Genomic DNA, 12,474 nt, shown 5'->3' with positions numbered 1-12,474 from the left:
TTAACACGTTTTACTGTCCACCACTGGATGTAAAAGCGGTGCTTTTTTGTGATGGAATGAGACTTATAGCGACTTAATTATTTTCATTTGTCAAAACCTAGCCTCGTTTTACCCGTGTGAGTTAATTGTCTTCTTCTGTAATGCCTAAAAGCTTGATTATTTAATTCATGCTTTTAATCCCAATCCAATTGTATTTCCTAGTGGACCAGTAACTTTTGCAGGAAAGAGAGTGGGAATGCTACACTACCGTCCATGCCACCACATCAGAAACCTAAAGATTTACCTCCTAAAATTCCGCCTCATTCTCAAGAGGCAGAACAATCTGTACTCGGTGCCTTAATGTTGGATAATCGCGCGTGGGATCGCATTACTGACCGAATAAGTGCCAAAGATTTTTACCGATCCGATCATCAGGCAATTTTCGAAGTGATGACACACTTGATCGATCAACATAAACCTTTGGATGTATTGACTGTATCAGAAGCACTAAAAGCGAAAGATCGATTAAATGCGCCTGGAGAAGCTTATCTCTATGAATTAGCTAAAAATACACCTAGCGCTGCGAATATTGTCGCTTATGCAGATATCGTCCGGGAACGGGCCATTTTACGGCAATTAATTGAAGCTGGAACGGATATTGCGCAGGATGGTTTTAACCCTGATGGGCGTGACATTAAAGAATTACTTGATAAGGCAGAACAAAGGGTTTTTAATATTACTGAAAGTCGCTCTTGGGGAGCTGGACCTGTGGCAATCACCACCTTGTTGGCCAAGGCCACGGATCGCATTGATATGCTCTATCATTCCGATAAAGCACTCACAGGCCTTTCGTCAGGCTTTACCGATTTAGATCGATTAACTTCGGGCTTACAACCCGCCGATTTAGTTGTAATCGCAGGCCGCCCCTCTATGGGAAAAACCATATTAGCGATGAATATTGCTGAACATGCGGCTATAAAGGGAAATGTTCCGGTTCTGATTTTCAGTATGGAGATGCCCGCTGAAGCACTGGTTATGCGGATGATTTCGTCTCTAGGAAGTATCGATCAGCATAAAGTGCGCACGGGCCAACTCAAAGACGATGATTGGCCTCGAATTACTCATGCCATTGAAATGCTTTCAGAAACCAAATTATTTATCGATGATACCCCTGCTTTAAGTCCTGGGGAGATTCGCTCACAGGCAAGACGTTTAGCCCGCGAGCATGGGGGGCTTGGTTTAATTGCTGTGGATTATCTTCAATTGATGCATGTCCCCAACAATCGTGAAAACCGCAGCATAGAAATATCTGAAATTTCCCGCTCTTTAAAAGCGCTAGCAAAAGAATTAAATATTCCTATTATCGCTTTATCTCAGCTTAACCGTAGTTTAGAAGCTCGCACCGATAAACGTCCAGTGATGTCGGATTTACGTGAATCAGGTGCAATTGAACAAGACGCTGATCTCATTGCTTTTATTTATCGTGATGAGGTTTATCATGAAGACTCTCCCGATAAGGGTAAAGCAGAGATTATTATTGCAAAGTACCGGAATGGTCCCATTGGGAAGGTGATACTGACGTTTCGGGGGCAATATACTCGCTTTGATAATTTTTCTCATGAAAGTGTGCTACAGCGATCACCTTTTGGAGCGCGGGCGTGAATCAAGCAGTTGCTACTATTGATTTACAAGCGCTCAAACATAATCTTTCTCGGATAAAAGAAATTGCTCCCCAATCTTTTGTTTTAGCTATGATTAAAAGCAATGGTTATGGCCACGGATTGGTGCGGGTTGCTAAAACGCTTTCCCTGGTGAATGCATTTGGCGTGGCGTGTATTGATGAGGCGTTAATTTTACGGGAAAACAGGATTGTAACGCCAATTGTGGTTATGCGCGGCTTTATTGATGAAAAAGAGTTAAAAAAATTTATTCACTATAATTTAGTAGCAGTAATTTACCATTCCTATCAATTAGATCTTTTAGAAAAAAATAAAGTTTCTTCCCCTTTACAAGTTTGGTTGAAAATCGATACGGGAATGCATCGATTGGGTTTTCCCCTGGAAAAGGTGGCTTCTGCTTATGACCGTTTGTCTGCTTGTCCGTCGGTACAAAAACCAATTGGCTTAATGACCCATTTAGCTGATGCTGATAATAAAGATCGGTCGTTTACTGAATGGCAAATTAATCAATTTAGGGAAATTGTTAAAGATAGAGACGTCCCTAAAAGTGTTGTAAATTCAGCAGGCGTATTAAGCTATTCCACTGCTTTTTTGGATTGGATCCGCCCTGGCATTATGTTGTATGGCGTGTCGCCTTTTTCTTGGGAGACTGGTGTAAAACGAAATTTAAAACCAGTAATGACTTTATCTGCAAGGATAATAGCAATTAAAAATTGTCGTCCAGGAGAAGTTGTGGGTTATGGATGTACATGGCGTTCCTCCGAAAATACATCTATTGGTATTGTTGGTATTGGTTATGGTGACGGATACCCACGCCATGCTCCCTGTGGCACGCCAACATTATTGCATGGAAAAATATGTCCGTTAATTGGTCGGGTATCTATGGACATGATCGCCATTGATTTGCGCTACGAGTCAGAGATTAAAATTGGTGATGAGGTAGTTTTGTGGGGGAATGGCTTGCCTGTCGAACAAATAGCTGAACAGGCTAGTACTATTAGCTACGAATTATTGTGCAAAATAACTCAACGCGTTCAATTTAGAGAAAAATAAAATGGATGAACTTTTTTGGGAAGCGAGAAAAATTAAATGGAAATGCCGTCGTGGAATGCTGGAATTGGATATCCTTTTGGAGCGATTCTATAAAAATCAATTTCAAATTTTGACGGCCGAGGAAAAAAAATATTTAACCGTCTCCTTGATGAACCAGATCCTTTGCTTTACGATTGGTTGCTTGGCCACGAAATTCCTTCCAGTCCTCAATTTCAAAGTTTAGTTAATAAAATAGTAACTTAATCGTAAAGAAATGATTTTGGGATTCACTAATTTTTCATAATCTTCTCAAGCTAGCTTAACTAATTGAGAGTGTGTTCCTGGATTAAAAACGATTTCCTTCTCATCTTTTAGTTCGTCTGAAACATATACATTCATATCAAATAAATTGCCGAAAGGTGGCATAGCTCCCAATTTGCAGCCAGGAAATTGTTCTTGAAATTCATATTCACTCGCAAGCTCAACTTTCTTAGCGTCCATGGCTTTTTTTAATTTTTTGAAATCGATTTTGGTATTACCCCGGTAACGACCATAGCCAATTTATTGTTAATTTTAACCATAACAGGTTTTGCTAGCTTTTTGGCTGATACATGGGAAATTTTCGCAATTTCCTGTACGGTATAAGCAGGCAAGTGGTTAATCATTACATATTTTACCTTATTCTTATCTAAAAAATATTTTAAAGTTTTATGGCATAACAACCTTATTTGCTTCACTTGTGCTCATATCTTGTGCCCATATATTAAATTCATACACCAATTATAGCGTATTTAGATAGCGTAATTTAGCCAGAGGCAATAAGCTGTTTAATTTATTGTTTTTTAAAAAAATATGCTATTTGCTGGTTGGCGAGCAGTTCTCGCATTTTGGCTTAAATCATTTCAATCGCAATTCGATTTCCACCTCATCGAGGAACAATGATATCCGTATAACGCTTAGAAGAGGGTTCTAAACTGAAGATACATAGGACGAATAGTTTCTTGGTATTGAGTAATAATACTTTCTAGAGACGATCTCGCTCGACGATATCTTGCTGTAGTCGTCGCAATAGGCAGATGTCTAAAAGTGTATCCATAAAAATCTGACTGTCCATCATTTCTCCTAACTTAGGTTCAATGAATAATAAAATTTCTTCTAGCAGAATAATGTGGTGTCGACTGATTGTTTTAGTTTCCTTTAGTCGTAAATGCTTGTTGTAATCGTAACAGGGTATTTGAAAGGCGTGGCCTTTTTGTAATTGTAAAAGATGTTCATAGAGAAGTTCATGACCCAATGAATCTGGGTAGTCATAATTAATTTTTGCACATTCTTCAAAGGGCATATTGCTAAGATCTTTATAATTTAAGAATCCTCGAAGATTACTACTACTTGATCAGAGCCTAATTCATTAACGATAGTATTAGCGAGTAAACTTTTACCTGAAGCGGAAGGGCCTGAAATACCAATTATCATGACATTATTTTTCATGATTTCTCCATTGCTTAAGTAAAACAATCAATGCGCCTGTACCACCTTGATGAGGTGGAGCTGAATGAAAAGCGAGAATATTTGGATTATCACGCAACCAATTATTTAGAAAATTTTTTAAGATGGGTTTGTCATTGGATAAGTGACCTTTACCATGAATGATGCATATCCATCTTTTGTTTTTTGCTAAGCAGTTATTAATAAAATATGTGATTGTTCTCACGCTTTCGTCGATTGTTTGTCGATGTAAATCAATATTAGCTTCAATCGGCACATGCCCTCGCTTTAAACGATGGATCAATTTATGCTGTAAACCGATTTTGGCGAAGTGTATCGGATCTTCCGCATCAAGCGAATCATTTGAATCAAGATACGTTTGCCAACTCGAGGCGGGAGCAATTTTTTTTTGTGAGAGTAAGATGGAAGTTTTTTTCTTTGGTCTGAGCCAGTGTTTATCATGTTTGAGTGGCTGGACTTCCTTGACGCTTTTGCAAAATAAATCAATTTCTTCTGAGTCTATTGATTTTTTGCCATAGCCATAATTCTTTATTTTAGCTGGAATAGTTAAGCTCTTACACCCCACAGCCCCTGGCCATTCTAAGAGCAGGAATGTAGGAAATAAATGCGGCTTCTCTTTTAATATAGACAGTTTATAGTATTAATGCTATTAAAATCCGATGTCTGGGAATACCTTTGGAAAATTATTTACCGTCACTACTGCTGGTGAAAGCCATGGTTTGGCGTTAGTGGCCATTGTGGATGGGTGCCCTCCTGGGCTTGCCTTATGCGAAGGAGATATCCAACCGGACATTAATCGACGTAAAACTGGTCAGTCACGCTTCACATCACAGCGACGAGAAATTGACCAAGTCAAAATACTATCAGGTGTTTTAGAAGGAAAAACCATAGGTACGCCGATTGCATTACTAATTGAAAATACGGATCAGCGTCCTCGGGATTATTCACAAATAAAGTCGTTGTTTCGCCCGGGGCATGGAGATTATACCTATTTTAAGAAATACGGATTTAGGGATTATCGCGGTGGGGGACGGGCTTCAGCTCGAGAAACAGTAATGCGAGTTGCTGCTGGCGCTATCGCTAAAAAGTATTTGCGAGAAAAATTACAAATCCACATTCAAGCATATACTGCTGCCGTAGGGCCTATTCAGGCAGAAAAAATTGATTTCTCTCTGGTAGAAAATAATCCTTTTTTCTTTCCTGATGAAGATAAAATTCCTGAACTTGAACGATTCATCATGGAATTGCGACGCCAAGGGGACTCAATTGGAGCTCGGATTAACGTGGTTGCTAAAGGAGTTCCTATAGGATTAGGAGAGCCTGTATTTGATAAGTTAGATGCCGAGATCGCCTCCGCTATGATGGGGATTAACGCAGTAAAGGGAGTAGAAATCGGAGACGGGTTTGCGGTAATTGAACAGAAAGGGTCAACTCATCGCGATGAAATGCGAAAAAGAGGTTTTTTATCTAATCACGCCGGGGGAATATTAGCAGGCATTTCATCAGGTCAGGATATCATGGTAAGCCTTGCTTTCAAACCGGCATCAAGCATCCGGATCCCTGGAAAAACTTTTGATATGAAAGGAAAAGAAGTGGAAGTGATTACTAGGGGTCGTCATGATCCTTGCGTGGGACTTCGTGCTACGCCCATTGCTGAAGCTATGTTGGCGTTAGTTTTAATGGACCACTATTTGCGACATAAGGCCCAAAATTTATGAAGTATCGAGGAAATAAAAAATGACTGTGTTTTATGATATTGCTGTCGTAGGAGCAACGGGAGTGGTTGGGGAAACAATCCTCCAACTCCTCTACGAACGACAATTTCCTGTGGGAGAAATATACCCAATTGCGAGTGAGAATTCAGAAGGAAAGAGCGTACTTTTTGGTGGGAAGCAAAAAAAAGTTCGTAATCTAGTAAAATTCGATTTTTCCACGGTTCAATTTGCCTTTTTTTCAGCCGGAGCCGAACGTTCAGCTGAATATGCGCCGCGGGCTGCAGAAACAGGATGTATTGTGATCGATAACACCTCCCATTTTCGATATGAGGATGATATCCCCTTGGTAGTGCCAGAAGTGAATCCTTCCGCTTTAGAAAACTATCGTAATCGCAATATCATTGCTAACCCGAATTGCTCTACTGTTCAATTGGTGGTAGCTTTAAAGCCTATCTATGATGCAGTAGGAATTACCCGAGTCAATGTTGCCACCTATCAATCTGTTTCAGGAGCGGGTCGACAAGCTATTCGAGAGTTAGCAGAACAAACGGCCCATTTGTTAAATGGTAAACCTATCAAAAAATTCAGTGTTTTCCCTGCGCAAATTGCATTCAACGCTCTTCCGCACATTGATATTTTTTATGAAAATGGGTATACAAAGGAAGAAATGAAAATAGTCTGGGAGACCCAAAAAATAATGGGCGATGTTAATTTGTGGGTCAACCCGACAGCCGTTCGTGTTCCTGTCTTCTTTGGTCATTCCGAAGCTGTGCATATCGAAACGCGCCATCCTATCAGCCTTGAAGAGGTGAGAGAATGCTTGGCCCAAGCACCAGGGGTTATTGTAGTAGATGAAAATAATTCCTATCCGACTGTAATTAGCCATGCTGCTAGTGCTGATGCGGTTTTTGTCGGACGTATTCGAAAAGATATTTCCTATCCTAATGGAGTAAATTTCTGGATAGTGGTCGATAATATCCGCAAAGGTGCTGCGCTTAATGCCATTCAAATAGCAGAGGTATTAATTAACAAAAATTTTTTTGCTGACGGCACATTTCATTAGCAGTGAACTTCATTTTGTACTAAAAAGATCCATTATTTATTATCCTTGCGAAGAGGATGCTTTTCTCTAATTTCGATTGCCTCTTTGTAAGGATGAGGTATTTATGATAGAAAACATCCGCAATATTGCCATTATCGCCCACGTGGACCATGGAAAAACTACCTTAGTCGACTAGTTGCTCCAGCAATCGGGGACCCTCAGCGGTCGAACGGCGTCCATTGAGCGGATGATGGATTCTAATGAGCTGGAGCGAGAACGTGGTATTACTATTCTTGCGAAAAACACCGCCATTCAGTGGAAAATTATCGTATAAATATAGTTGATACGCCGGGTCACGCCGATTTCGGTAGCGAAGTAGGGGGTATTTTATCGATGGTGGACTCTGTTTTATTTCTGGCAGATGCGGTTGAAGGCGCTATGCCCCAAACGTGGTTTGTAACTCGCAAGGCTTTCTTGTGGGGATTAAAACTGATTGTAGTGATTAATAAAAAATAAATCGCCGGGGGGATCACGCCCCGATTGGGTAGTAGAATAAGTTTTCGATTTATTATTTGTAAGCCTGGATGCAACAGATGCTCAATTGGATTTTCCACTCGTTTATGCATCAGCTTTAAAAGGCTATGCTACATTGGATCCTTCGTTAACTTCTTCGGATATGAGAGCCCACTTTTTGAAACAATTCTGTCGAAGGTAGAACCGTCTAAAGTTGATTTGAATGGTTCTTTTCAAATGCAAATTTCCTCGTTGGATTATTCGAGTTATGTGGGGGCATTGGGATTGGACGGATTCAACGCGGTACCGTACGTCGAAATACACCAGCGATTGCTATTGATCGCGAAGGTAATAAGCGTTCGGGTCAAATTTTGCAGCTGTTGGGATTCTTAGGGCTACAGAGAGTCGATATTGACACGGCCATCGCCGGCGATATCGTGGTCGGTTACAGGCATTGAAAATTTGTGAATTTCGGACACGCTTTGCGATCCACAATACCCGGAAGCTTTTCAAGCCATTACTGTCGACGAATCAACGGTTAGCATGACTTTTCAAGTTAATAATTCACCTTTCGCAGGTCGCGAAGGAAAATTTTTAATGAGTCGCCAAATTAAAGAACGGTTAGAGAGGGAGTTAATTGCTAATCTGGCTTTGCGAGTTACGCCAGGCTCTGTTGATGTAGATAAATTTATTGTCTCCGGAAGAGGTGAGCTTCACTTATCGATATTGATTGAAAATATGCACCGCGAAGGTTATGAGTTTGTGGTTTCACTTCCTGAAGTGATTAAAAAATTTATTGATCGAGTAGGGTGTAAGCCGTTTAGAAATTTAGTATTGGATATCGAAGAAGAACATCAAGAAGACATCATCCAAAATTTATCAAAACGTAAGGGGAATTTGAAAAATATGATCCTGGATGGGAAAGGAAGAGTGCACTTGGATTACACGATTTCAACGCGGGGTTTAATTGGATTTCATTCTCAATTTTCGACTTTAACATCTTATCTGGTTCGGGCGTTATGTATTACGTGTTCGACCATTATGGGCCATTGATTGATGAATCTTTGCAAACACGCAATCGTGGTGTACTAATTCTAATAGCCAAGATGTTACTATGGCATATCCCCTATAGAATTTGCAAGCACGAGGAGATTTGTTTATTGGATCACAATTGGTTTACAAAGGTATGATTGTCAGGCAACACTCACAGGATAATGATTTGGTTATAAATGTCTGCCGTGAAAAACAGCTTATTAATATTCGAGCTGCTGCGGACAAGTGATGAAAATATTATTTTAACGCCGCCTATTAAATATTAAATTCAGCTTAGAACAGGCTTTGCAATTTATTGCGGACAACGAATTAGTAGAAGTTACGCCGCAATCTATCCGTCTTCATAAAAAATTCTTAAAAGAACACGAAGAACGCTGATCGGAAAAATAGCGAGTAAAGTTCGTTTTTTATCCATCCACCACTACCTCGTCCCTCGGACAGCCGTGAGATGACTGGAATAGGGACTTTTTATGAAAGCATTTTTTATGACAGCAAAAATAAGCATTTTTTGTGAAGTTTTAATATTTATTTAATGTAAGTGTTTTATAGTTCCCTCTCTCGGTTGAGAGCGAAGTTTACGCACTATAAGAGAAAGTAATAAAAAAGATTTTTTGTTGATAGCCTCCCCCTAGAGAATTTGTTCATTCTTTGGGCCCAGCACCAACTACCAGTTCCAATTCTCAACATAACTTTAATAACTTTATATCAAAAAAATATCGCCGACCTCGAGATAGAAAAAAAACAGGCGGTGATTATGGCAGAAACCTTTTTAGATCCTGAAGGGGGCAAATCTATTATAGAAAAAATAGCTTTTAGCGAAATTGGAATCATATTAAATCTTGAGCAACTAAAAGCCTTTCCTAAGTTAGAGGGAATAATTCTCTATACAAGAAGAGATGATAAACTTTATTTTTCAGGAAAATTGCTCGACGAACTTAAAAAATACAATAAAATATTTTCCTTATCTAAGAGTACCTCCTCATCTATCCAATTTTTTAAAAGAATTGGGTTGGGAAGCTTTACCCTGTTATCAAGAAACTGAGCTTCAATTGTTTGATTTATCGGGAGAGGATCTATTGAAATGGCTGAGAACGTACAGCCTGAAATTCAGATTAAGACTTGGGTTTATCTCGATGTTGATTATACAGTTTTATATCCTATATCTACCATTCAAACAAACCGGTGTCACTATTTTAAATAAAGCCGTTATAGATAAAATTAAAGATATAAGAAAGCGGCTTATCCTAATGTGCTCAATTTTCGATTTTAACTGCTCGCCTTAAAGATAATAACGAAGATAATATTGATATTCCTTTATCTAGCAAAGCAGTTCTAAACAAATTAAAAGAAGAAGCTGGAATGATAATCGCTAATGAAGATGTTATTTATACAAGATGGTCGGATTCTCTAACGGACTAGCCACAAACTAAATTAAAAATTAAAGAAATAGCAGAAAGACATCTTAGAAATCAGGAAAATTTAATTATTTTTCTGGACGATTTGTTTAAGGAAATAGGGAAAGCTTTAATGGCGGTTCCTAATGGGAGAATAGGAAAAGAGGAAATTGCAAATCTATTGGAAATTGAAATTTCAGAGGAAGTGCCTACTGCTAAAGTGTGTCTAATTTGGCTTCACCGAGACGAAGATCTGCATTTTGAAACAGAAGAGGTTTTGTTTCTTTATTAGGTTGAATTAGAACTAGAATCAGCATCTGAAATGGGAGCCGAATTAGAATCATAATCAGAATCCAAGCACAAAGAAGAAGAGGTACAACTTTCATCTGCATCTCCTGAACTTACCTCATCTTAACCACTTCTTAATTCACTGTTTGGGAAACGACGTTTGGAAGAAAATTTGGACCACGAAAAACCAAAATTTACGTGCGGACGGTCGAAATTAGGTTAGCCTACGAGTAGAACTTGGAGCTGGGATGCTTCTTGATAAAGCTCAGTAGGTAAGGTTATGCTGTTTCCCATCTATGTTAAGCAATCAAAAAATCCTTCTTGGTATCACAGGTGCTGTTGCTGCTTATAAAAGCATTGAATTGGTCCGTCAATTGAGGGAGCGCGGGGCGTTAGTTCGAGTCGTAATGACTTCGGTAGCGAAAGCTTCATCGGGCCATTAGCTTTTCAGGCAGTGTCAGGGTACCCAGTGGCTAGTGAGTTATTTTCTTCAGAAAGCGCTTCCGAAATGGAGCATATTACTCTTGCTCGTTGGTGTGACCAAATCCTTGTAGCGCCCGCCAGCGCAGATTTCATTGCACGTTTGGCCTATGGTCATGCGAATGATTTACTAACAACCCTCTGTTTAGCGACGAAGGCGCCTATCGCTGTGGCTCCTTCCATGAATCAACAAATGTGGCTCAATAAAATAACTCAAGCGAACATTAAACGGTTGCAAAAATATGGAATTGAAATATTTGGACCAGGAATTGGTTCTCAAGCATGCGGAGATTATGGTCCGGGGCGATTGTTGGAGCCTGAAGAATTAATCGGTTGTTTGGAAGAGCCTCCTATTGAAAAAATTCTGATGGGCAAGCGTGTGCTCATAACAGCAGGTCCCACGCACGAAGCCATCGATCCTGTGCGTTACCTCACCAATCGAAGTTCTGGAAAATGGGTTATGCTTTGGCAGAGGTGGCTGCTGAGATGGGTGGCGAAGTTACTTTAATCAGTGGGCCAACTAACTTATCCCTTTCCAAAAAAATTAATCGTATTGACGTCGTTACTGCGCAAGAAATGTTTGAAGCAGTGATGCAGGGAATTTCAAATTATGATGTATTTATCAGTGCGGCAGCCGTAAGCGATTATCGTTCGGAAATAGAATCAACTACAAAGATAAAAAAATCTACAATTAATTTAACTCTTAATTTAGTTAGAAATCCTGACATTGTATCAGTAGTGGGCGGATTATCTAATAAACCTTTCATAGTGGGTTTTGCATTGGAAACCGAAAATCACTTAGAAAATGCAAAAATAAAATTACAACAGAAAAATTTGGATATGATTGTACTTAATTCGGAAAAGGCATTCGCATGTGATGAAAATACTGTTATTGTGATTAATCGTTTAGGCGAAATAAAAAAATTTCTTTAAATAACAAATTTTTTTTGGCAATCGATTTAATGAAATTGATTACCGCCAACTTAATCGGACCTTCGGTAAGCCAGCATTAAAAAAAATACAATTATTAAAATGAAATTATTAACGAGGCTATCATGCTTTAGTAAAGGCTAGGTAATGAATTCTACTAGCAATTGCCAATGGATTTTACTGTAGTCAAGGCTTGAAGTGTCAGATAAGCCAATTGGCGTAAATCCCAGGATCATTTATTGCAAGTATTGATAAAGAGAAAATAAAAAACCTAAGAGGGCGAGTAGTAAAGTGTATTTAATTACTCCTCGATCAAAAAAAATAAGCAGCGATGCTGAGGATAGGGACTAAGGGATAAAATACATTGATACTAGCAAAAATCACAGACAGGAACCCCGGGGCAATACTAAAATAGAGAGAAATTGCAGTGGCAATAAGTGCCACTAACTAAGCGAAATACAAACTATAGGTTTTCATTATTAAGTTCTATTTTGTGTAGCGGCTGCTTCTATTAATGCAGTTGCACGTTTTGCTGTTAAAGGTTCTACAACCTTTCCATTGAGGTATAGCGTGGGGAATGGCTGTTGGGTTGATAATTTTGCCTGCGGGGGTTAAATTCTGATGTAGAAGCTTAGTATGTTTGCGGATAAAAATAAAATTGTTGAGCTTTTGCATGTTAGCTTAAAGTACGGAATTCCGAGCAAATTGGAGTAATTGAGGAATTGTAGCCCAGTCTTGAGTTTCATTCGACTGATGTTGATAAAGATAAGTAATAAAAGGGAAAAATAATTTTTATTTTGTTCGTAGAGACATAAGGCGGCGTTCCTGGCTGGAATAGAACTGGGAAGAAAGGCGAGAGTAAT

9 protein-coding genes and 5 pseudogenes are annotated in these 12,474 nt (G+C 39.2%); 10 read left to right on the top strand and 4 right to left on the bottom strand.

Annotation, left to right across the window (positions count from 1 at the left end; genetic code table 11):
• Window positions 1-252 precede the first annotated feature (252 nt).
• The 3 genes and pseudogenes from dnaB to B1F79_RS00580 all read left to right on the top strand — a co-directional run bounded on the left by dnaB (window position 253) and on the right by B1F79_RS00580 (window position 2,954).
• Window positions 253-1,641, top strand: coding sequence for a replicative DNA helicase (dnaB, locus tag B1F79_RS00590; protein WP_251365569.1), 1,389 nt, complete (start codon window positions 253-255; stop codon window positions 1,639-1,641).
• Window positions 1,638-2,711: an alanine racemase gene (alr, locus tag B1F79_RS00585; RefSeq protein ID WP_251365568.1), complete on the top strand. Its 1,074-nt coding sequence runs from the start codon at window positions 1,638-1,640 to the stop codon at window positions 2,709-2,711. Before dnaB ends, alr begins: the two co-directional genes overlap by 4 nt.
• A 1-nt stretch (window position 2,712) precedes the next feature.
• Window positions 2,713-2,954: pseudogene (locus B1F79_RS00580) on the top strand (FAD assembly factor SdhE).
• A 45-nt stretch (window positions 2,955-2,999) separates the two neighbouring features.
• On the opposite strand, the gene B1F79_RS00575 reads toward B1F79_RS00580, so the two are convergent.
• The 3 genes and pseudogenes from B1F79_RS00575 to B1F79_RS06530 all read right to left on the bottom strand — a co-directional run bounded on the left by B1F79_RS00575 (window position 3,000) and on the right by B1F79_RS06530 (window position 4,761).
• Entirely contained in the window at window positions 3,000-3,191 is a 192-nt protein-coding gene (locus tag B1F79_RS00575) for a YbaK/EbsC family protein (RefSeq protein WP_251365567.1), read from the bottom strand.
• 427 nt (window positions 3,192-3,618) lie between these two features.
• Window positions 3,619-4,178 (bottom strand): annotated as a pseudogene (gene udk / locus B1F79_RS00570) (uridine kinase); the annotation flags it as partial.
• Window positions 4,168-4,761, bottom strand: a complete 594-nt coding sequence (locus B1F79_RS06530) for a Smr/MutS family protein (protein ID WP_251365566.1) — start codon at window positions 4,759-4,761, stop codon at window positions 4,168-4,170. The gene B1F79_RS06530 and the pseudogene udk, both read right to left, overlap by 11 nt.
• A gap of 94 nt (window positions 4,762-4,855) precedes the next feature.
• Here B1F79_RS06530 and aroC point away from each other — a divergent pair, with 94 nt between their 5' ends.
• The 7 genes and pseudogenes from aroC to coaBC all read left to right on the top strand — a co-directional run bounded on the left by aroC (window position 4,856) and on the right by coaBC (window position 11,614).
• Window positions 4,856-5,914: a chorismate synthase gene (aroC, locus tag B1F79_RS00560; protein WP_251365565.1), complete on the top strand. Its 1,059-nt coding sequence runs from the start codon at window positions 4,856-4,858 to the stop codon at window positions 5,912-5,914.
• Window positions 5,915-5,933: 19 nt separating this feature from the next.
• A complete protein-coding gene (locus B1F79_RS00555; RefSeq protein ID WP_251365564.1) occupies window positions 5,934-6,974 on the top strand; it encodes an aspartate-semialdehyde dehydrogenase in 1,041 nt (346 codons plus the stop codon).
• Window positions 6,975-7,077: 103 nt separating this feature from the next.
• Window positions 7,078-8,897: pseudogene (gene typA, locus B1F79_RS00550) on the top strand (translational GTPase TypA).
• Window positions 8,898-9,273: 376 nt separating this feature from the next.
• Window positions 9,274-9,561: a hypothetical protein gene (locus tag B1F79_RS00545; RefSeq protein ID WP_251365563.1), complete on the top strand. Its 288-nt coding sequence runs from the start codon at window positions 9,274-9,276 to the stop codon at window positions 9,559-9,561.
• Between the two features lie 485 nt (window positions 9,562-10,046).
• Window positions 10,047-10,205 (top strand): hypothetical protein, encoded by a 159-nt coding sequence (locus tag B1F79_RS00540; protein ID WP_251365562.1) that lies wholly within the window; start codon window positions 10,047-10,049, stop codon window positions 10,203-10,205.
• Between the two features lie 292 nt (window positions 10,206-10,497).
• Complete coding sequence (locus tag B1F79_RS00535) at window positions 10,498-10,644, top strand: flavoprotein (RefSeq protein WP_251365561.1); 147 nt, start codon at window positions 10,498-10,500, stop codon at window positions 10,642-10,644.
• Between the two features lie 11 nt (window positions 10,645-10,655).
• A pseudogene (gene coaBC, locus B1F79_RS06705) lies at window positions 10,656-11,614 on the top strand (bifunctional phosphopantothenoylcysteine decarboxylase/phosphopantothenate--cysteine ligase CoaBC).
• Window positions 11,615-11,754: 140 nt separating this feature from the next.
• Here the strand turns inward: coaBC and B1F79_RS06525 are convergent.
• Window positions 11,755-12,055 (bottom strand): annotated as a pseudogene (locus B1F79_RS06525) (disulfide oxidoreductase); the annotation flags it as partial.
• Between the last annotated feature and the right edge of the window lie 419 nt (window positions 12,056-12,474).

This window comes from Coxiella-like endosymbiont of Rhipicephalus sanguineus, from assembly GCF_018687865.1.
This window is presented reverse-complemented; position numbering and strand designations above follow the sequence as displayed.

Bases quoted from the DNA above. Each gene is read 5' to 3' on its own strand.
- dnaB (WP_251365569.1), top strand. From the start codon at position 253: ATGCCACCACATCAGAAACCTAAAGATTTACCTCCTAAAATTCCGCCT.
- B1F79_RS00535 (WP_251365561.1), top strand. From the start codon at position 10,498: ATGTTAAGCAATCAAAAAATCCTTCTTGGTATCACAGGTGCTGTTGCT.
- B1F79_RS00545 (WP_251365563.1), top strand. From the start codon at position 9,274: ATGGCAGAAACCTTTTTAGATCCTGAAGGGGGCAAATCTATTATAGAA.
- B1F79_RS00555 (WP_251365564.1), top strand. From the start codon at position 5,934: ATGACTGTGTTTTATGATATTGCTGTCGTAGGAGCAACGGGAGTGGTT.
- aroC (WP_251365565.1), top strand. From the start codon at position 4,856: ATGTCTGGGAATACCTTTGGAAAATTATTTACCGTCACTACTGCTGGT.
- B1F79_RS00575 (WP_251365567.1), bottom strand. From the start codon at position 3,191: ATGGACGCTAAGAAAGTTGAGCTTGCGAGTGAATATGAATTTCAAGAA.
- B1F79_RS00540 (WP_251365562.1), top strand. From the start codon at position 10,047: ATGGCGGTTCCTAATGGGAGAATAGGAAAAGAGGAAATTGCAAATCTA.